General features: G+C 59.5%; 18 protein-coding genes. 7 read left to right on the plus strand and 11 right to left on the minus strand.

The features are described 5' to 3' along the window. Position 1 precedes the first annotated feature (1 nt). Genes tssJ through tssA form a run of 10 tightly spaced genes read right to left on the minus strand, consistent with a single transcriptional unit; the run spans position 2 to position 10159 of the window. Entirely contained in the window at positions 2-487 is a 486-nt protein-coding gene (gene tssJ / locus TX23_RS19145; protein ID WP_057703549.1) for a type VI secretion system lipoprotein TssJ, read from the minus strand. A gap of 5 nt (positions 488-492) precedes the next feature. Continuing rightward, the gene (gene tagH, locus TX23_RS19150; RefSeq protein WP_057703550.1) at positions 493-1689 is read right to left on the minus strand and encodes a type VI secretion system-associated FHA domain protein TagH; all 1197 of its coding nucleotides are present in this window, start codon (positions 1687-1689) and stop codon (positions 493-495) included. 11 nt (positions 1690-1700) lie between these two features. Beyond that, the gene (locus TX23_RS19155; protein WP_057703551.1) at positions 1701-1832 is read right to left on the minus strand and encodes a hypothetical protein; all 132 of its coding nucleotides are present in this window, start codon (positions 1830-1832) and stop codon (positions 1701-1703) included. A 35-nt stretch (positions 1833-1867) separates the two neighbouring features. Then, positions 1868-3397: a sigma-54 interaction domain-containing protein gene (locus TX23_RS19160; protein ID WP_057703637.1), complete on the minus strand. Its 1530-nt coding sequence runs from the start codon at positions 3395-3397 to the stop codon at positions 1868-1870. A 5-nt stretch (positions 3398-3402) separates the two neighbouring features. Further along, entirely contained in the window at positions 3403-4416 is a 1014-nt protein-coding gene (gene tssG / locus TX23_RS19165) for a type VI secretion system baseplate subunit TssG (protein WP_057703552.1), read from the minus strand. Next, on the minus strand, positions 4380-6167 hold the full coding sequence (tssF, locus tag TX23_RS19170) for a type VI secretion system baseplate subunit TssF (RefSeq protein WP_057703553.1): 1788 nt from the start codon (positions 6165-6167) through the stop codon (positions 4380-4382). The genes tssG and tssF overlap by 37 nt, the downstream gene beginning before the upstream one ends. Beyond that, positions 6157-6558: a type VI secretion system baseplate subunit TssE gene (gene tssE, locus TX23_RS19175; protein ID WP_057703554.1), complete on the minus strand. Its 402-nt coding sequence runs from the start codon at positions 6556-6558 to the stop codon at positions 6157-6159. The genes tssF and tssE overlap by 11 nt, the downstream gene beginning before the upstream one ends. Before the next feature lie 14 nt (positions 6559-6572). Then, positions 6573-8051: a type VI secretion system contractile sheath large subunit gene (tssC, locus tag TX23_RS19180; RefSeq protein ID WP_057703555.1), complete on the minus strand. Its 1479-nt coding sequence runs from the start codon at positions 8049-8051 to the stop codon at positions 6573-6575. Positions 8052-8079: 28 nt separating this feature from the next. After that, positions 8080-8577, minus strand: coding sequence for a type VI secretion system contractile sheath small subunit (gene tssB, locus TX23_RS19185; RefSeq protein ID WP_057703556.1), 498 nt, complete (start codon positions 8575-8577; stop codon positions 8080-8082). 28 nt (positions 8578-8605) lie between these two features. Next, positions 8606-10159, minus strand: a complete 1554-nt coding sequence (gene tssA / locus TX23_RS19190; RefSeq protein WP_057703557.1) for a type VI secretion system protein TssA — start codon at positions 10157-10159, stop codon at positions 8606-8608. Between the two features lie 483 nt (positions 10160-10642). On the opposite strand from tssA, the gene TX23_RS19195 reads away from it, so the two are divergent. Beyond that, positions 10643-11158 carry an Hcp family type VI secretion system effector gene (locus tag TX23_RS19195; protein ID WP_057703558.1) on the plus strand — a complete coding sequence of 172 codons (516 nt, stop codon included), beginning with the start codon at positions 10643-10645 and terminating at the stop codon, positions 11156-11158. A gap of 53 nt (positions 11159-11211) precedes the next feature. On the opposite strand, the gene TX23_RS19200 is transcribed toward TX23_RS19195, so the two are convergent. After that, on the minus strand, positions 11212-12033 hold the full coding sequence (locus TX23_RS19200; RefSeq protein WP_057703559.1) for an aldo/keto reductase: 822 nt from the start codon (positions 12031-12033) through the stop codon (positions 11212-11214). A gap of 106 nt (positions 12034-12139) precedes the next feature. Here TX23_RS19200 and TX23_RS19205 point away from each other — a divergent pair, with 106 nt between their 5' ends. The 6 genes from TX23_RS19205 (at position 12140) to TX23_RS19230 (ending at position 18675) form a co-directional block, all read left to right on the plus strand. After that, positions 12140-12634 (plus strand): DUF1543 domain-containing protein, encoded by a 495-nt coding sequence (locus tag TX23_RS19205; RefSeq protein ID WP_057703560.1) that lies wholly within the window; start codon positions 12140-12142, stop codon positions 12632-12634. Positions 12635-12741: 107 nt separating this feature from the next. After that, the gene (locus TX23_RS19210; RefSeq protein ID WP_003174386.1) at positions 12742-13023 is read left to right on the plus strand and encodes a peptidylprolyl isomerase; all 282 of its coding nucleotides are present in this window, start codon (positions 12742-12744) and stop codon (positions 13021-13023) included. 130 nt (positions 13024-13153) lie between these two features. Beyond that, entirely contained in the window at positions 13154-15013 is a 1860-nt protein-coding gene (locus TX23_RS19215; RefSeq protein ID WP_057703561.1) for an extracellular solute-binding protein, read from the plus strand. Then, positions 15013-16071 (plus strand): microcin C ABC transporter permease YejB, encoded by a 1059-nt coding sequence (locus TX23_RS19220; protein ID WP_032876053.1) that lies wholly within the window; start codon positions 15013-15015, stop codon positions 16069-16071. The genes TX23_RS19215 and TX23_RS19220 overlap by 1 nt, the downstream gene beginning before the upstream one ends. Then, a complete protein-coding gene (locus TX23_RS19225) occupies positions 16071-17093 on the plus strand; it encodes an ABC transporter permease (protein WP_057703562.1) in 1023 nt (340 codons plus the stop codon). The genes TX23_RS19220 and TX23_RS19225 overlap by 1 nt, the downstream gene beginning before the upstream one ends. Before the next feature lie 10 nt (positions 17094-17103). Beyond that, positions 17104-18675: an ABC transporter ATP-binding protein gene (locus tag TX23_RS19230; RefSeq protein WP_057703563.1), complete on the plus strand. Its 1572-nt coding sequence runs from the start codon at positions 17104-17106 to the stop codon at positions 18673-18675. The last annotated feature ends 91 nt before the right edge of the window (positions 18676-18766 follow it).

Below are 18766 nucleotides of genomic sequence, written 5' to 3' on the forward strand. Positions count from 1 at the left end.
CTCAGCGCACCTCCATCACAGCGAGCGGGTCGGCAACGCGTATGCCGTCCTTGTCCAACACCAGATCGGCTCGGTTGCGCTGGTGCATGGTCACGGGTATCAGCAGCCGCCATTGGACGTGCGGCAAGTCTCGGTAAGCCGCCAACACCCCTACAAAACGACTGTCGGGACCGATACGGAGTTTGAGCGCCAGGCGGTCACCTGGGCGCAGTTCGACTTCTTCACTGCTTACCCAGTCTTTTGGCAACAATTGCTGGGCCTTGTCATACAGGCTGAAGAAGTCGGCATGTTCGAAGGCTACGCCATGGCGCAATTCAATCAACTGCACCACAACCGGCGAGGGGCGGCCGTGCAGGTCAGGGTTGACGTGCTCGCTCGCGGTCAATACCACGTCCAGCTTGGTCAGCGTGGAAAAAGGCGATACGGCGCTGCAACCCACCAGGAAACCAAGCGAAAGCAACACCAAAGCGCGGGTGGCTCGATACATGACTATCATCCTGAAAAATCAATGTGCAAAGAGGAGATCAGACGCGCCTGTTCTTCATAGGCTTTGGCGAAATCGTCGGTCAACGAGTGATCGGTCAACGGCCCTTGCGCCACCAAACGCTGGTAGTGACGCTGGTACGCACGCCAACGCGCACCATCGGTGAAAAATCGTCGCGGCTTGCCCTGAGACTCAAAGCACCCGACCAAGCGGTTCGGCTCGAAGGCCGCGTGCAGGTTATTCACGGTGCTTCGACAGGCAGCCAACAGCGCGACCTGATGCACCTGCAGCTCCCGATGAGCCTGACCAATGGCCCGCGCTGCGGGCATTTGCCCCAGAGCCCCTGTATCCAGCAGTGCGGATAACGCCGCATCGGTGTCGCTGAACATTTTCAAGGGGTTCCGGGCCGCGCCCTGACGGTCGAGCGACGCCTTCCCCCATTCCTGATACAGCGCTTCACGCGTGCGCAGGGCTTGTTGCAGCCCCTGGACCGTCAAGCGAAACAAGCCCGCCACCCTGATCGCCAGCGCCTCCCTGGCCGATGGGTCGAGCGTGTCGAGCTCCATGCCCAAGGCCGCCGCGAACTGTGACCAGAACACTCCATCAGTCGATGGTGCCATTGCACTGGCGGGCACCGCAGCCACCTCTACCTCGGGTTCTGCCCGGCGCGGGCATGTCACATGCTCCCGCTCGGTCCCGTGATGCTCTGCCCAGCCCCCTTGCTCATCAACGGCCTCGTTCAGTGCTTCCAGGTCATCCGAGGTGGCCAGTTTCCGGTGATCCAGATCCAGCCCATGCAGAGGGTCCAGGGACAGGAAGGCATCATCGGGAATCGGTACTGCCGCACTGGCACGCAGCTCGCCTGAATGGCGCGCAGGTTGCAACAACCGCGCACGGAGCACCAACGCACCAAGTTCGAATACATCACCATCATTGATCAGTCTCGCCTGCCCCTTGCGCAGGCGTTCAGCACTGCCTGCCACGCCAATACCGTTGCGACTGATATCGGTCAGGAAATAGCGGCCCTCACGGTAACCGACCAATCCATGGTGACTGGAGAGCACGCGACTGGGGTCGGGTATCACCCAGTCACATCCGGGGCCGCGGCCGATCACGCCGCCCACTGCGTCAAATACTTTGCGGGCCGAGGGTTCGGCGTTGGCGCTATCGACCGTACAGACCTCAAACACAAGCTGCATCGTCATGATCCCTCTGCTCATTGGCCACGAATAATTGCCTGCGGGTCACCCAAAGGACGGTACTCGGCATCATCGAACACGTAGTTGGCGTTACAGCCACCCAGCAAACACAACACAAGCAACACGGCGTGCCATGGACGGTCAGGCATCAGGTTTCTCCCACAGTAAAAATCAAGTGCACCATTCAGCATTTCTCCCTGGCATCGCCGACGGGGATGTTCAAACGTGCAAGGCGGTAAAGCAGCGTGCGTCGGGCAACCCCTAGCTCCCGCGCGGTACGGGTGCGATTGCCATGGTTCTTGTGCAAGCAATCGAGCAGGAACACGCGCTCCACTCGTTCCATGCGCTGGCGCAGCGTCACATCGTCGTTCGCGGTCGGCGCCGCAGTCGGTGGCAGCGCCAGGTGTTCCGGCAGGATCACGCCGGCGTCACACAACAGCACGGCACGCTCAACCATGCATTTAAGCTCGCGTACGTTGCCCGGAAAGGCGTGGCCGGACAGTTGATCAAGGGCCAGAGTGGACCAACCCACGGGCGACCTCTGCAGCGCCGCGCACGCCTCTTGCGTGAAATAGCGCGCCAGTTGCAGCACATCGCCGTCTCGCTCACGCAGGGCCGGTAACGTGATCGGGAACTGCACGAGCCGGTAATAGAGGTCTTCGCGAAAGCGCCCCTCGGCGACCATCGCAGCGAGGTCGCGATGAGTCGCCGCAATGATCCGCACGTCGACCTTATGCGCCGCACTGGCACCCAGCGGCCTGACCTCGCCCTCCTGCAAAACCCGCAGCAATTTGGCTTGCAATGCCAGCGGCATATCGCCGATTTCATCCAGCAGCAACGTACCGCCGTGCGCGGCATCAAACAGCCCCGCATGATTGCGCTCAGCCCCCGTGAACGCACCTTTGCGGTAACCGAAAAGCTCGCTCTCAAGCAGCCCTTCAGGGAACGCTGCGCAGTTCTGTACCACGAAGGCCTTGTCCCGGCGCGGACCGGCAGCATGAATGGCGCGAGCCACCACTTCCTTGCCGGTACCGGTCTCGCCACACAGCAGCACGGTGTACGGGGTATGCAGGACTTTACGGATCAACTGGCACGTCTGCCCCATCGCCGCACTGGAGCCAATCAACCCATACTCCCTGGTCAACGGCTTGTTGCACCTGAGCCTTGCATCAACGTTGGGCTGCATACTGCGCAGCATCAGCAGTTGGTTCATGGCGAAGCTGCCCAACTGCGCCAGAGAGGTTGCGTAGCCTTGCAACTGAGCGGGCCTTTGCCGAGCGCACAGCAGCACACCGGCAACCCGCTCACCACGATTGAATAACGGCACGCTCAACAGCGCACGCCAGGGCTTCACCGAGACGGGCAGGAAATGAACGTCATGACAGCTGCTCTGCAGATCGTCCAGGCTCAGGACAACACCTTGGGTCAAGGTGTGACTCAACAGTGGTGGGTGGTGCAGATCGGAATCGGCTGCCACGGCCATCGACGCCCCCTCGGACCAATGCTGAGCAATCAGTTCAAGCCGACCGGTCATTTCATTGAGCAGGTAAAACTGGCTGAGTTCGCATTGGCTCAGTCGCGCCACAGCGGCGACGAGCGCGTCAGGCAACCGGTGCTCATCACGGTCCAATGCCAGGCGTGCAAAGCAGGCAGACAGCGCATTGGCGTATGCCAGCGGATCGCACAGAGCGCCTTGCAGATCCCTATTCGTCATGATCATTAACCCCTGTGAAAATGGCCGGCAAGTGTGACCACGCCGTCGGCCCGTTCATGTTCCAGCCAGGTGGTCCAGCCGAGGCGGCAAAGCGTGTTTTCGCCAATGTGCAACGGCCTGACCTCGCCCGGCGCCAACGTCAGACGCAGGTCGTAGTCCAGAGGGTCGCGCAGGGTCAGCCGCACCAGTGCGCACAGCCGCTGGTACGCTTGTGCGATAGGCAGAAAATCATGCAAACGCTGCCAACACAGCGCCAGCACATGCACCCTGAACTTGCCGCTGCGGTCAGCGATGCGATGCCCTAGGACGAGGTCATGGCCAAGGGCGCTATTGGCCCGCCCAAGATGATTGCACTCCAACCGGCTGACCTCGACCGTGCGCTCCACCCATTGCTCGATAAACACCGCGTCGTGCTTGAAGTAGTAGCGCAGGACAGCCTCGATCAGCGCAGCCGAGTGCACTCGCAAACTCAGCAGGCCCAGGTAAGGCAGCAGGCGCTTGCAATCAAGCTGCGAAGCACTGCGAATTGCACCGTCGCCCAGGCCCATCAAGGCAAACATCTGCTCGGAAAACCTGTCGTTTGCACCTGCGCGGAAACACGCCCGATAACGGTATTTGCGCCAGATCGGCAACATCAGGCGCTGCAGGCGGTGATGGAACAGATCAAGGAAGTCTCGAGTCGGGTTGCCCCCCGAACGCTCGGCAAAGGCTTGCTCAGCGTAAAACGCAGGCAGCGGCGAACCGGCACCGAATAACCCCAATACGTTAAGACGCAAGCGAGCGCGCAAGGCCCCGTGCTCATTAAAAAACTCCACACGGTCGATATCGTGCGCGGCAAACCCGAAACCGGGGTTGGCCTGGAACTCCAGTTGGTCATACAGCGCATCGTCATCCAGCAGCGGATGGGCCTCGCGCAGCCGTTCGATGACCTGCACAATCGCCTGAAATAGCGTGTACTCACGAATCACACGGCAAAGTTGAGTCAAAACAGCGGTTGCTGTCCCATCCGGGATGGCCATAGGTACACGTCTCCTTGTGTGCTGATGACCCGCAACTCGTGATACGAATTGAGGCTGGCATAGAGCGTAAAGAACTGATTGAGAACAGAGGCGAATACAAACAGATCGCCCTGACCGACAAAGCCTTGGGTATCAACCGTCAGCTCGACCCGCAAGCCTCGAACAGGCAGCCCGCGATGCAGACGATCTACTGCCTCATGGCGAATGGAGCGCAAAGCACTCAACCTTTTCTGACTGACCTTCAGCGCCTGTCGGTCGTGATGGCGCGGCAAGTCGTAGGTTTGGAGTATGACTTTCAAGGCATTGATATCGGTCAACGACAGATAGTTGACCGACATATTGCTGATGAGCTTCCACAAAAAATCCTGGTCCAGTGGCGGCGCAAAGCTCGCAGTGGGTGTGGTGATATTGCGAAACCCCAATGACTCCGGAGTCTGTTCACCGGGCAGGCTGATGTCGCCTGCACGAAGCTGGCGCGGCAGGTTGCAATTGGTACAGGTCAATTCGACCGACAGGGTTTCCTGACCTTGTTCGTGGCGGCTGGGCAATCCCATCCAGGTATCAAGCCCGCCATGCTGTACCGAGGAACGCTGGCGAATGCTGTAACTGGGGGGGGCCGCCCAAGCCTCGGGATCGCAGTCATGTTCAAACGACTCGAACGGCACATAGGCCTGATAGCCCAACCCGCCGGGGCGCCACCCGGTGACCTGGTCCACGGAAAACACACTGGCATTGCCCGGCGTATATTCCCCGGGTACCAGCAGGTATTCATCCTGCTTACCATCCAGACGTATGGGGATCGCGTCCTGTTTGAACAGGTTGACGATGGGCGTGCAATACAGCTTCACGTTATCCAGGGTTGGACGCTGGGGTTCACGGCCCTGGGTGTGAAGTTCGAAACGCATCACCATGCCATGCGCCTGCCGGAGCAGCTCGTCAGGCAGCGTGTGCAGCACATTCAGGCCTTCGACGTCGACAAACAGGTATTTCTCGGGGAAGGCGAAGTACTCCTGCAGGTGCCGATAACCGTCAAAGGTATTCTGCGGATAAGGAATCAGTGCCTGCTCCGGGGAAAAACCCACCGGCTGAACCTGAGCGGCACTGAGGCGCAACGTCACAGGTTGTCCGTCGCTGTTTCTCACCGGTATGCCCTCGTGATCCAGCAGCGACAGGCAGATACCGTCGACATGGCGCAACAGGCTGAGGTACAGGCCTTGGCTGATGTAGTGATCGCCAGCCAGGTGCAGCCTCAGCGATTCAAATGCCAACTCACTGAAGTTACCGTCGGTACTCATGGCCAGGTGCAAATCCAGCCAGGCCCCTTCGCCCTGACAGCGGTATTCCAGACCACTGAGTTGCAGGGGCATGATGTCGGTGGCATAGCATGTGCGGAACCGGCAACGCTCACCCTTGATGGGGGCGCTTTCCACGGCGGTGTCCCGAGCCACTCGGACGTTGGGGCCGGCACGTTTTAAAGGGTCAAATTGCAGGATGCTGAAGGCCGGTGTTGGACGCATGTAATGAGGCCATAACAAGTGCATCAACGAATGCGTCAGTTCCGGTAGTTCGTCATCGAGCTTCTGGCGCAGGCGAGCGGTCAGAAATGCAAACCCTTCGAGTAAACGCTCAACATCCGGGTCCTGGCCAGCCTCCGCAAGAAATGGCGCCAGGGCTGGATTGCGCTCGGAAAAGCGCCGCCCTTGTTGGCGCAGGGCGCTGAGTTCACTTTGAAAGTAGCGGTTAAACGTCATGGACGAAAACCTCAACCCGCCCGGCGTGCGCAAGACGTGCCTGAAACACGACCGGTTGCAGGCCGCCATCGATCACTCGCTCAGCGTCAATGACAAATGCCAGAGCCAGAGACCCACCCACAGCGGGCAGCAGCCTTACATGAACATTCGCCAGTCGCGGTTCGTAAGCCTGGATAAAACGCTCGATGTGCAGCCGCGACTGAGTCAAGGATTCATGCAGGCTCAGTCGCATATCGTTGAGATCAGGCAAACCATAATCAGCCAGTGTCTGGACACTGCCCGCACGTGTGCTGAGCATTTTTCCCAGATGTGCGGCGATGGACGCTACGGGGCATCCTGGCGTCGACACACCGCATTCAAGACGTTCGAAAAGGCTGTTGTGCTGAACCATGCCCTGGCCTCTGCTCATTCTTTATCGAGCTTGCCAACCAGGGACAAGGTGAAGTCTGCCCCCATGTACTTGAAATGCGGGCGCACTGTCAGGTTGACGCGGTACCAGCCGGGCTCGCCCTCGACATCGCTGACGACGATGCGCGCGGCACGCAGCGGGCGCCGTCCACGCACTTCGGCGCTGGGGTTTTCCTGGTCTGCTACATATTGGCGAACCCACTTGTTGAGCTCCTGCTCAAGGTCCGTGCGCTCTTTCCAGGCGCCCAACTGTTCTCGTTGCAATACCTTGAGGTAATGCGCCAGACGGTTGACCACCATCATGTAGGGCAACTGCGTGCCCAGGCGGTAATTGAGTTCTGCTGCCCGGCCTTCTTCACTGATGCCAAAGGATTTGGGCTTTTGCACGGAACTGGCGGAAAAGAATGCCGCGTTATCGCTGCCCTTGCGCATGGTCAAGGCGATGAAACCTTCTTGCGCCAGCTCGTATTCGCGCCGATCCGATACCAGCACTTCGGTAGGGATCTTGGTTTCAATCTCGCCCATGCTCTGGAAGTGATGCAGTGGGAGGTCTTCGACCGCCCCGCCGCTTTGCGGACCGATGATATTCGGGCACCAGCGAAAGCGAGCGAAGCTGTCTGTCAGGCGTGTGGCAAAGGCATAGGCGGTATTGCCCCACAGGTAATGCTCGTGGCTGTTAACCACGTTTTCCTGATACGCAAAGGTCTTGACTGGGCACTCAAGGGGATCATACGGGGTGCGCAACAGAAACCGCGGGACGGTAAGGCCAATGTAACGCGCGTCTTCGCTCTGGCGAAAGCTTTGCCATTTGGCAAACTGCGGCCCTTCGAAGTGATCCCGCAGATCCTTCAGGTCGGGCAGCCCGGTGAAGCTTTCCAAACCAAAGAAACTCGGCCCCGCCGCAGCAATAAAGGGTGCGTGAGCCATGCTGGCGACGCTGGAGGCGTATTGCATCAGCTTTACATCGGGCGCACTGGGCGAGAGAAAATAATTGGCAATGATCGCACCCACCGGCTGCCCACCGAATTGACCGTATTCAGCGCTGTAGACATGCTTGTAGAGCCCGGACTGAGTGATTTCCGAAGAATCCTCGAAATCATCCAGCAGGTCCTCGCGCGAGACATTCAACAGCTCTATCTTGATGTTCTCGCGAAAGTTGGTGCGCTCGACCAGCAACTGCAACCCTCGCCAGGAAGCTTCCAGTGCCTGGAAGTCCGGATGGTGCAGGATCTCATCCATTTGCTGGCTGAGCCTGGTATCGATTTGCGCGATCATCTGGTCGACCAGGCGCTTCTTTACCGGTTCGTCACGGTTATGTGGCTTGAGCAGCTCCGCAATAAACGCCGATACGCCGCGCTTGGCGATGCCGTAAGCCTCGTCGTCGGCGCTCAGCAGCGTCTGGGCGGTGATGCTGTCGAGGATGCTGCAGGTTTGGATCGCTTCTACCGATTGCAGCTCGTGTTGAATCGTGGTCATGGTGTCAGTGTCCTTTTACTGAAAAATGTCAGGCATCAGGGCTGGGCAGCCCCAGTTCGGCCAGGACTCGTGCGCGGGAATCACCATGGGTCAATGCCTGCTCGATAGCCTTGCGAAAACTTGGGGTGTTGCCCAATGGGCCCTTGAGCGCCACCAGCGCTTCACGCAGGGCCATCAGCTTTTGCAACTCCGGGATTTGCTCGACCAGATTCGCGGGGTTGAAGTCTTTCATCGCGTTGATGCGGACCTGGATCGCCAGTTCTTGCGCGTCGGCTTGATCCTGAAGACGATTGGGTACGCTCAGCGTCAGGCTCACTGCTTGCTTGGCCAACACCTCGTCGAGGGTGTGTTTGTCGATACCGATGGGCTTGCGATCTTCAAGCTTGCGCAGGTCCACACGTTGGGAGAAGTCCCCCAGCACCAGCAGCTTCAACGGCAGTTCGACTTCTTCCTGGGCACCGCCGACCGCGGGTTTGAAGGTGATATTGATACGTTCCTTGGGGGCTACCGAACCGTCTTTGGCCATGGTGCTTTTCCTTTTATTGGGTGAGGCGCTATTGAAGTACTGCTTCCAGATCGAAATGGCACAACCGGCGATGCACGGCATCCTTGCAGTCGCGTATGGATTGGCTTTGCGGTAACAGGTCGTAGCAGCGGTACAGAAGCTGACCGACTTGCAGGACCAGCGTCGGCTCCCAGCTTTCCAGACCCGTACGCTGTAATTGCAGATCGAGTTGCTCCAGCTGGATCCTGGCCAACTCGTGCTTGCCGGCCGCCATGCACAGCCTCGCCAGTGCCAGGCGCCAATGAAAGCGGCAGCGATCACTGCACGCTGCCTGCAAGCCTTGCTTGATCACCCCCACTGCGGCTTTGAGCCCGTCCTTGCGCAGGCAGGGCATTACTGCCTCCAACGCTGCATCCCAGGGTTGGCTCGTCAGGTCGGTCACGACGTTGCCGGGCTCTGGCTTACGCAGGTGGCGCATCACGTGCAGCGCAATCCATTCGGCTGTTGCAGGGTCGGCAAAGGGGCTGCCGTCGTCGAACCGGTACTCAGTCAGGTGGGGCAGGCGTTGCAGCAGCAGCGCAAAATGTATCTCCAGTTCGCTCATGGCCAGGTCCGCGTGCAAGGCGTCCAGACACTCCCAGGCCATGCGCAAACCATCGAACCAGAACAACGCACCGGCCAGACTGACTTCCAGTTCGAACAGCACATCGGCGTAATGGCCTTGGCTCATGCGCTCCTGATAGCGCTTGAGCTTGTCGGCGGCCAACGGGCGCAGCGCGGTTATTCGCTCGCTGTTGGCGTCGGGGTAGTTGACGAGCATCAGCCACGCAAGGGTTCGGCCCAGGCGCAAAGCCCGCAGGTCGGTGGCGTTCTGGCGCAACCACCACGCGCATAAAGGCCGGGCCTGTTCCTGTAATGAGCGCAGTAATTTGTGCGCCTCTTTCTCGCTGTTGACCGATTGCTCAGGGGTGGGCAACTGCGGCGGCGCTTGCCTGACGCTGGCAATAGCAGCCACGGCTACATCAGCCTCTGCCGCCCCTTGCGCGGCCTCGGCCAGGCGCTGCGCCAATTGCCGTCGAATTGGCAGCAGCACGGGAGCCTCACTCCCAAGATGCTGGGCCCATAGCTGCTCCAGATGTTCGAGGTGTTCCAGCAGCGCCTGACATAAAGGCTGTTGATCGGTGAGCGAGATTTTTTTGGCAAACGCTTGCTCAAGGCGCGTCACCAACCAGCCAAACGCGGCAACGCGGGTACGCAATTTGCCTGGGTACACGTCTGCCCAATGGTGCTCGCAGAGTTCTCGCAGCACACCGAGGCCGGCCAGCAACCCAGCCAATGAATCACGCTGATACAAGGCCCAGGTCAACCAGCAGGCGAGACGCAAATCCTTGGAGTGCTCACGCAGCAGGCATTCGCTGATTTCGCTGACCCGCTGCCAATCCGGCAGCCCATTGCCATGAACCGACTGCGCTTTGCCAAGCTCGCCTTCCAGCGCTTCAAACTCATTGGAAAAGCGCATATCAACGCCCACGAAACTGCCTGACGAACAGGCGGCTCGTGCAACTTCCAAATAATAGGCGTAAGGTTTTTTTGAATAAATCATTTTCGGCCGCACACAACCATCCAAGGCAACACAGGCAAACTTAACGCCATTGAAGTACGTATCAGAGAGCCATTAAATTCCGTTCAAACATATCGAGACACAAGAACCTTAGTCATGCATAAAGCAATCAGCAAGCGACGGACCGAAACTTAAGAAACATCCTACAAGCCGCTATATGCGTGGCGTGCGCAGCTATTTGCGCACACACTCAAGCAATAACAACTCTATCAGCTCGACCAGCCTTATTCTTCACCGCAGAAACATCTGAGCAACTAAGTGCGCATCTATGCGCAATCTTTATAAGCAAAAACAGCCCACAACCCTTAATACAAACCCGTCACGCAGTTCATCAAACCTCGCCCACCCTTATTTCATTGGGCTTCACACTTTCAGGCACGCTTCTTGTTAAAGGTTATAGGCACTTACCCGTTCAGCCATTTCGCTGTTCGGCAACACCTACTCAACCCGGCAAGGAAACCAATCATGCCAACACCCGCGTACCTCTCCATCACCGGTGTCAAACAAGGTTTGATCACGGCAGGCACATTTACTCAGGACTCGGTAGGCAATATTTATCAGGAAGGTCATGAGGATCAGATATTGGTCCAGGCGTTTGCCCACCAAGTGATCATTCCTCGCGATCCGCAATCGGGCCAGCCCACAGGTCAACGCGTGCACAAGCCACTGATGATCAGCAAGGTGTTCGATAAGTCGTCACCGTTGCTGTTCAGCGCCCTGACCAGCGGTGAAGAAGTCTCCTGTCGCCTCGAATGGCTGCGCACCTCGTCTGCGGGGACTCAGGAGCATTACTTCACCATTGAACTGGAGGGCGCGACCATCGTGGATATCCAGTCACGCATGCCCAACTGCCAGGACCCTGACAACGCCCACTTCACCCATATGGAGGATGTACATTTCACCTATCGCAAGATCATCTGGACTCATGAAGTGGCCGGTACTTCCGGCTCGGACGACTGGCGCAGCCCAGTGGCCGGCTAATCACGGCTGAGGCGGGAACAGCTGCCAGGGAAGGTGCTGCTCCCGCCGGCCGATTACACCATCGCCAGTGGATGCTTACGCTTGGGCGCGCCGAACACGCGATCGATGGCGTCCAGGTCATGTTCATCCAGTACCAGCTTCGCAGCGGCGGCGTTGAGCCGGATATGTTCGGGTGTGACCGCCTTGGGAATGGCGATAACCCCCTCCTGGCGCAGCACCCACGCCAGCGATACCTGGGCCGGTGTGACCTCATGGCGACGGGCGATCTGCTTGAGGGTCGGGCTCGACAGCAGCTCGCCGCCCTGGGCAATGGGACAATAAGCCATCAGTGGCAAATGATGCTGTTGCCACCATGGCAACAGGTCGAATTCGATCCCGCGCTCCTCAATGTTGTAGAGCACCTGGTTGGTCGCACATGCAGGGGATGCGAGTTCCTGCAGGTCTGCCACATCAAAGTTGGAAACACCCCAGCGGCCGATTTTGCCGGCCTCGCGCAGTCGCTCGAACGCTTCGACGGTTTCTTCAAGTGGGTACTGGCCGCGCCAGTGCAACAGATACAAATCAATATAATCAGTGCCAAGGCGCTGAAGGCTGGCTTCGCAGGCGCGGGGCACGCCTTTTTGGCTGGCGTTATGCGGGTAGATTTTGCTGACCAGAAACACTTGGTCGCGCTTGCCGTGAATGGCCTCGCCGACCACCTCTTCGGCACCGCCGTCGCCATACATCTCGGCGGTATCGATGAGCGTCAAGCCCTCGTCGATCCCCAGTTGCAGCGCCGCAACTTCGGCGCGGCGCCGGCTCGGGTCTTCGCCCATGCGCCAGGTCCCCTGGCCGATGACAGGGACGGGAACGCCTGCCAGATCAATGGTACGCATGACAACCTCCTGGTGACTGTGCTGATTAACAATGGGGCATTGAGCGGACAAAAGGGTTCAATCGCAGTATGGTTGCCCTTTCGCCAGCCGCCAGGAATTACCGGTAATGCTGTTTGTGGTCATGCTTGGGGGTAAACACCCACGGGCAAAAATTGAAGTACACGACGTGGTGTTCGCCGTGGCGGACACCTTGCAGGCCAGCTACCCGCAATTACGCGACGCCTGGTTTGGCAGCCCCAAGGGCGTGCACATCGACTCATGGATGGCGGTCGATGGCGTCGACGGCTGGAAGGTTGAACTGAGCCATCTGACGCCCCATGGCGACTCGCCCCGCCTGTACTTCATCAACCTCGGCGGCTATGAAGCCAACAGCTTCGGTGAAGCCCATCACTACCTGTTGGTAGTGGCTCACAATAAACAGCAGGCCATGAGCCAGGGCAAGCAGCAGATGCTGCGCCACTGGTCCCAGGCGCACACCGACGGCGTACTGGATATTGACGACTGCCTGCCGATCGATCTGGTGGACGGCCGTTATATCCACCTGGTACAGGGGCCGCACCAACCGATCGTGCAGCGCAACGACTACATCGTACTGCCTTGAACCGCCACGCTGAAAAAGGCGCGACTGAACAGCAGCGGAACTTTGCCAGGAAATAACCGCCTGAATCCGGTAGGCTCACCGTTTTTTTACTCAAGGAGTTACTCCCCATGGCCAAAGCCACCGCCCGTCACATCCTCGTTTCCACTGAAGACAAGTGCAACGAACTCAAGGCCCAAATCGAAGGCGGCGCTGATTTCGCAGAAGTCGCCAAAGCCAATTCCTCCTGCCCATCCAGCCGCCAGGGCGGTGACCTGGGTTCGTTCGGCCCAGGCCAAATGGTCAAGGAATTCGACACCGTCGTATTCAGCGCTCCGGTCAATACCGTACAAGGCCCGGTGAAAACCCAGTTCGGTTATCACCTGCTGGAAGTCACCAGCCGCCAGGATTGATTCAATCGGCGCTATCGCGATAAACAACGGCCCGCCCTTTGGCGGGCCGTTGTGCATGTGATGACTGGCGATGCCCAAGCCGTTAGCGTACAAATCCCTATTCTTTTTAATCCGGCGTTCAAGGCTGATAATGCGATTGGCTTTTTCATCTCTGCTCTGCTCCACCCTGGCCCTGCTGATGGCCAGCACTGCGGCGATCGCGGCCCCGCAAACCTACCTGACGGTTTACGGCGAGCCCGCCAAGTACGCCGCCGGTTTCAGCCACTTCGACTATGCCAACCCCAACGCGCCCAAGGGCGGCAGCCTACGACGTTCGGCGCTGGAGGTCGGGCGGTTTGATCATGTGCTGCCGTATATCGACAAAGGTATCGGCGTGTCCCAGGTCGACGGCTGGGTGTATGCGCCCCTGGCGCTGCGTTCGCTGGATGAGCCCTACACCGTTTATGGCCTGGTGGCAGAAAAGATGGAGCGCGCCGACGACGGCCTGTCGCTGCGTTTCTACCTCAATCCCAAGGCGCGTTTCGCCGACGGCGCCCCGATTACGGCCGAAGACGTGCGCTACAGCTTCGATTTGCTGATGACCCAAGGCAGCCTGCGCTTTCGCACCTTGTTTGCCGACGTCAAGCACGTCGAAGTCGAAGGCGAACGCCAGGTGCGCTTCGACTTCTCCAGCAACGAAAACCGCACCCTGCCCCTGGATATCGCCACCTTGCCGGTGTTCCCGGAGCACTGGTGGAAGACCCGCGACTTTGCCAACGGCGGCGGCTACGAAGCCCCGCTGGGCAGCGGCCCGTACAAAGTCAGCAAGATCGACGCCGGCAGCACCATCACCTTTACCCGCGACCCGAATTGGTGGGGCAAGGATTTGCCGGTCAGCCGTGGCCTGTACAACTTTGATCACCTGAGTCTGGAATATTTCGGCGATACCGAAGTGGCACGCCAGGTACTGCGTGGAGGCGCCTACGACTTCAACCGTGAATTCTCCGCCACCGGCTATTCCATCGGCTACAACGGCCCGGCCCTGGACGATGGCCGCCTGCAGCGCGCGCACCTGGCCAAAGAGATGCCGCAACCGGCCCAGGGCTATGTGTTTAACGTGCAGAAGCCGATTTTCAAGGATCGCCGCGTGCGCCAGGCCCTGGCGATGCTGTGGGATTTCGAATGGGCCAACCGGCAGATGATGCGCAATCTCTACATCCGCCAGCAAAGCTATTTTTCCAACAGCCCGCTGGCGGCCAGCCAATTGCCGACCCAGGAAGAACTGGCGATCCTGGAGCCGTTGCGCGGGCAAATCCCGGATGAAGTGTTTACCCAGGTGTTCAAGGCCCCGGTCACCGACGGCAGCGGCATGATCCGAGATAAACAACTGCAAGCCCTGGCACTGCTGGAGGACGCCGGCTGGAAACCTTTGGGTGACAAGCTCGTCAACGCCCAGGGCGAGCCGCTGGAGTTCACCTTCCTCAATGTCCAGAACGGGCTTGAGCGCCTGTTATTGCCCTACAAACGCAACCTGGCACAGATCGGCATCACCCTCAATATCCGCCGCATCGACTCTTCGCAGTACGTGAACCGCCTGATGGCCCGTGACTACGACATGATCGTCACCGGTTTCCCGGTCACCACCTCGCCCGGCATGGAGCTGTACAACTACTTCGGCTCCGCCGCTGCGTTCGATCCGGGCGCCAACAACTACATCGCACTCAAGGACCCGGCCGTCGATACGCTGATCAACGGTTTGGTGAAGGCCGACACCCAGGCGCAGATGCTCACCTACGCCCACGCCCTGGACCGTGTGCTGCAATGGAATTACCTATGGATCCCCAACTATTACCCACCGGGCACCTCCGCCGCGTGGTGGAACCGTTTCGGGCGCCCGGCCATCGAGGCGAAGAACGATGAGGCCCTGGAGACCTGGTGGGAAATCAGCCCCACCCCGCTGACGAACGAACAAATGCAGGCTGAGTTGAAAAAACGCGGAGAGGCCCACTGATGTTTGCCTATATCGTACGGCGCCTGCTGCTGATCATCCCGACGCTGGTGATCATCCTGTTGGTGAACTTCGTGATCGTGCAGGCCGCGCCCGGCGGGCCGGTGGAGCAAGCCATCGCCCACTTGCAAGGCATTGGTGGCGGTGGTGTGGCGGGCGCATCCGGCGAAGGCATCAGCGGCTCGCGGGCCAGTCGTGGCCTGGACCCGAAGCTGATCAAGGACATCGAAAAACAATACGGCTTCGATAAATCCGCACCGGAACGCCTGTGGCTGATGCTCAAGAACTACGCCCAGCTGGATTTTGGCAACAGTTTCTTTCGCGGTGCGACGGTGACCGACCTGATCCTGGAAAAGATGCCGGTCACCATTTCCCTTGGCCTGTGGGCGACGCTGATCACCTACCTGGTGTCGATCCCCCTGGGGATACGCAAGGCCGTGCGCCATGGCAGCAGCTTTGACATGTGGAGCAGCACGGCCATTGTGATTGGTTATGCGATGCCGGCGTTCCTGTTTGCGATGTTCCTGATTGTGGTGTTCGCCGGTGGTACGTCGCTGAACTGGTTCCCGGTGCGCGGATTGGTGTCGGAAAACTTTGCCGAACTGAGCACCGTGGGCAAGGTGGCCGACTATTTCTGGCACCTGGTTTTGCCGGTGACGGCGCTGGTGATCGGCGGGTTTGCCACCTTGACCATCCTTACCAAGAACTCGTTCCTCAATGAGATTACCCGCCAGTACGTGGTCACCGCCCGCGCCAAGGGCCTGAGCGAACGCCGGGTGCTTTACGGCCATGTGTTTCGCAATGCCATGTTGTTGGTGATCTCGGGGATTCCCCAGGCGTTTATCAGTGTGTTTTTTGCCGGTTCATTGCTGATCGAGGTGATCTTCTCCCTCGATGGCCTGGGCCGTATGAGCTACGAGGCCGCAGTGTCCCGTGACTACCCGGTGGTATTCGGCTCGCTGTTTATCTTCACCCTGTTCGGCCTTCTGATAAAACTCATCGGTGACCTCTGCTACACCCTGGTGGACCCGCGTATCGACTTCGCTGCGAGGAACGCCTGATGTTCAACTTGTCACCCGTGGCGCGTCGGCGTTTCGAGCGCTTCAAGAAAAACCGCCGTGGCTGGTGGTCGCTGTGGTTGTTTATCGGCCTGTTTATCCTGACCCTGGGCGGCGAGTTGATCGCCAATGACAAACCCTTGGTGCTCAGCTTCAAGAACGAGCTGTATTTTCCGGTATTCAAGCGCTACACCGAACAGCAGTTCGGCGGGCAGTTGCCGTTCCAGGCCGACTATCGCAGTGACTATGTGCAAAAGCTGATCAAGCAGGACGGCGGCTGGATGTTGTTCCCGCCGATTCCTTTCAGCGACGACACCCCCAATTATGAGCTGACCCGCCCTGCCCCGAGCCCGCCGTCGACTGTGAACTGGCTGGGCACCGATGATCAGTCCCGCGATGTGTTGGCGCGGGTGATCTTCGGGGCCCGGGTGTCGATCCTGTTTGCTCTGGCCTTGACCGCCATCAGCGCCGCCATCGGCATTGCCGCCGGTGCGTTGCAGGGTTACTACGGCGGCTGGGTGGACTTGCTCGGGCAGCGCATTCTGGAGGTGTGGTCCGGCCTGCCGGTGCTGTACCTGCTGATTATCCTGTCGGGGTTTGTGGAGCCGAATTTCTGGTGGTTGCTGGGGATCATGGCGCTGTTTTCCTGGCTGGCGCTGGTGGATGTGGTGCGCGCCGAGTTCCTGCGCGGGCGCAACCTGGAATACGTCAAGGCCGCACGCGCTCTGGGCCTGGGCGACGCCAAGATCATTCGTCGGCATATCCTGCCCAATGCCATGACCGCAACGCTGAGCTATTTGCCGTTTATCTTGACCGGGGCGATATCCACCTTGAGCGCTCTGGATTTCCTCGGCTTCGGTATGCCGGCCGGGAGCGCGTCTCTGGGTGAGCTGATCGCCCAGGGCAAGCAGAACCTGCAAGCCCCCTGGCTGGGCCTGACCGCGTTTTTCACCTTGGCGCTGATCCTGTCGTTGCTGGTGTTTATCGGCGAGGCGTTGCGTGACGCCTTCGACCCTCGCTCATGAGTAATTGCCTATGAACCTGATCGAAATCCGCGACCTGTGCGTCGCGTTCAGCGGCCAGACCGTGGTACGCAATCTGAGCCTGGATGTGCGCCCCGGCGAGTGCCTGGCGCTGGTGGGTGAGTCGGGCTCGGGCAAATCGGTAACCGCCCACTCAATCCTGCAATTGCTGCCCGAGGCCGGCACCGAAACCACGGGCTCGATCAAGTATCGCCGCCAGGAGCTGATCGGCGCGGCACCGGCCACCCTGCAAAAACTGCGCGGCAACCGCATTGCGATGATCTTCCAGGAGCCGATGACGTCCCTGAACCCATTGCACACCATCGAAAAGCAGATCGGCGAAACCCTGCTGCTGCACAAGGGGCTGGGCGGCAGGCAAGCGCAGGCGCGCATTCTCGAACTGCTGGACCTGGTGGGCATCCAGAAACCCCAGGAACGGCTCAAGGCCTACCCGCACCAGTTGTCCGGCGGCCAGCGTCAGCGAGTGATGATCGCCATGGCCCTGGCCTGCGAGCCGGAGCTGCTGATTGCCGACGAACCCACCACCGCGCTGGACGTGACCGTGCAGCGCAAAATCCTGCTGCTGCTCAAGTCCTTGCAGCAACGCCTGGGCATGTCGCTGTTGCTGATCAGCCATGATCTTAACCTGGTGCGCAGTATCGCTCAGCGGGTTTGCGTGATGCGCGCCGGGGAAATTGTCGAGCAGGCTGACTGCCAAACCTTGTTCACGGCCCCGCAGCACCCTTACAGCCGCTTGCTGCTGGACGCCGAGCCATCGGGCGACGTGTTGTGCAGCGAGCCGCGCGAGACGGTATTGGAGGTCAATGACCTGAGCGTGCAGTTTCCGCTCGGGGGCGGGTTATTCCGAGCCAAGACCTACCTGCGTGCGGTCGACGGCATCAGCCTCAGCGTGCAACGCGGCAAGACCCTGGGGATTGTCGGCGAATCCGGCTCGGGCAAGTCGACCCTGGGCCAGGCAATCCTGCGCCTGCTCGACTCCACCGGCAGCATTCGCTTTCAGGGCGAGGCCCTCGACCCGCTCAACCATCAGCAGATGCGCCCGTGGCGCAAGCAGATGCAGGTGGTGTTCCAGGACCCCTATGGCAGCCTCAGCCCGCGCATGTCGGTGCAGCAAATCATCAGCGAGGGCCTGGAAGTGCATGCGCCATGCAGCCTGACCGATCGCGATGCCCAGGTGATCCAGGTGCTCAAGGACGTGGGCCTCGACCCGGCCAGCCGACATCGCTACCCCCATGAGTTTTCCGGTGGTCAGCGCCAACGCATCGCCATCGCCCGCGCCCTGGTGCTCAAACCGGCGTTAATGCTGCTCGACGAGCCGACCTCGGCCCTGGATCGTACGGTGCAGAAACAAGTGGTGGCATTGCTGCGTGAACTGCAGGACAAATACGGCCTGACCTACCTGTTTATCAGCCACGACCTGGCCGTGGTACGTGCCATGGCCCATGACATGATCGTGGTCAAGGATGGCAAGGTGGTGGAGTGTGGCGCCAGCCATGACGTATTCGAATCGCCCCAACACCCCTACACCAAAGAACTGCTGGCCGCAGCACACATCCCCTTGTAGGAGCGAGCTTGCTCGCGAAAAACTTAAATACCGCCGTTTTCCCGGATGCACCGCATTATCGTTGACGACCTTCGCGAGCAAGCTCGCTCCT

Origin of the sequence: Pseudomonas paralactis, assembly GCF_001439735.1 — a bacterium.
In the GTDB taxonomy this organism is placed as follows: Bacteria; Pseudomonadota; Gammaproteobacteria; order Pseudomonadales; family Pseudomonadaceae; genus Aquipseudomonas; species Aquipseudomonas paralactis.